2 protein-coding genes are annotated in these 1225 nt (G+C 50.4%); both read left to right on the top strand.

Going from position 1 to position 1225, the window contains the following annotated elements; genetic code table 11:
• Positions 1-362: ABC transporter permease subunit (locus AC9UEP_RS06035; protein WP_509545115.1), on the top strand; the 362-nt coding region annotated here is incomplete at its 5' end.
• Complete coding sequence (gene phnE, locus AC9UEP_RS06030) at positions 359-1171, top strand: phosphonate ABC transporter, permease protein PhnE (RefSeq protein WP_509545113.1); 813 nt, start codon at positions 359-361, stop codon at positions 1169-1171. The genes AC9UEP_RS06035 and phnE, both read left to right, overlap by 4 nt.
• The last annotated feature ends 54 nt before the right edge of the window (positions 1172-1225 follow it).

Genomic DNA, 1225 nt, shown 5'->3' with positions numbered 1-1225 from the left:
CCCTGACGTTTGCCACAGTAGGTTTCATGGCTAAGCTTATGGCCGAGGACATTGAGGAAATTCAAGCTTCACAACTCGAAGCCCTGCAGTCCACCGGTGCAAGCTATTTGCAGGTGCTAGATTTTGCTGTGTTGTCTCAGGTCATGCCTCGTCTTTTGGGCTTGTCGTTGTACCGGCTAGACATCAATTTCAGGGAATCTGCCGTGATAGGCATTGTCGGCGCGGGCGGCATTGGGGCTACGCTCAATACCGCCATGGACCGCTATGAATTCGACTCAGCGGCAGCCATTTTGTGGGTGATCATCGTTATCGTCATGTTCGCTGAATACACCTCCGGCCGTTTGAGAAAGCACATCCAATGAGCTCTCAAAACACCACAACCCGTTACTGGCGCAAAAGATCAAGCCAACACGAACTTGGCATTTTTATGGTTTGGATTTTACTTTTGGCTTTTGTGAGCTGGACTTTCCAGGTCATGACTCAAGACACCATTTGGGCCTTCGTGACCGACGCACCAACACAGTTCATGGACATTAGCAAGCGCATGATGCCGCCTGCCTGGAATTCAGTGAACGGTCTTTTATGGCCTTTATGGGAAACCATCAATATCGCCACCTTGGGCACCCTTCTGGGCTTGTTGATGGCTGTGCCTACAGCCTTTTTAGCAGCCAGCAACACCACCCCCAGTCTCGCCATCGTCAGGCCGATGGCATTGTTTGTGATCGTGGCCTCAAGGTCGATCAATTCGCTGATTTGGGCACTGCTTTTGGTTGCGATTTTGGGACCGGGTGTGTTGGCAGGTATCTTGGCAATCGCTCTGCGCTCGATTGGTTTTATTGGCAAGTTGTTGTACGAAGCCATCGAAGAAATAGATGCTGAACAAATTGAAGCCATTGAGTCAACTGGGGCAAGTCGCGCCCAAACCATGGCTTGGGGTGTGGTGCCTCAGGTGGCTCCTACTTTGGCTGGCATCAGCGTCTTTCGCTGGGATATCAACATCCGAGAATCCACAGTCTTAGGATTGGTTGGCGCAGGTGGCATTGGGGTCAAACTAGAGGCTGCGCTGGGCACATTGGCCTGGCCCAAGGTCACGATGTTGCTGATCTTGATTTTATTGACAGTAGTCTTTAGCGAATGGGTTACGGCAAAAGTCAGAAAAAAACTGATTTGATATCGATAAAACATAGCCAACCACCAGCCTACAAACTACAAACCAATCGCACGA

Source organism: Candidatus Planktophila sp. (genome assembly GCF_040402315.1).
Lineage (GTDB): Bacteria > Actinomycetota > Actinomycetes > Nanopelagicales > Nanopelagicaceae > Planktophila.
Note: the sequence above shows the minus strand (reverse complement) of the source record. Positions and strands in the feature narration are given on the sequence as shown.

Coding starts and splice junctions, on each gene's coding strand:
- phnE (WP_509545113.1), top strand. CDS start 359: ATGAGCTCTCAAAACACCACAACCCGTTACTGGCGCAAAAGATCAAGC.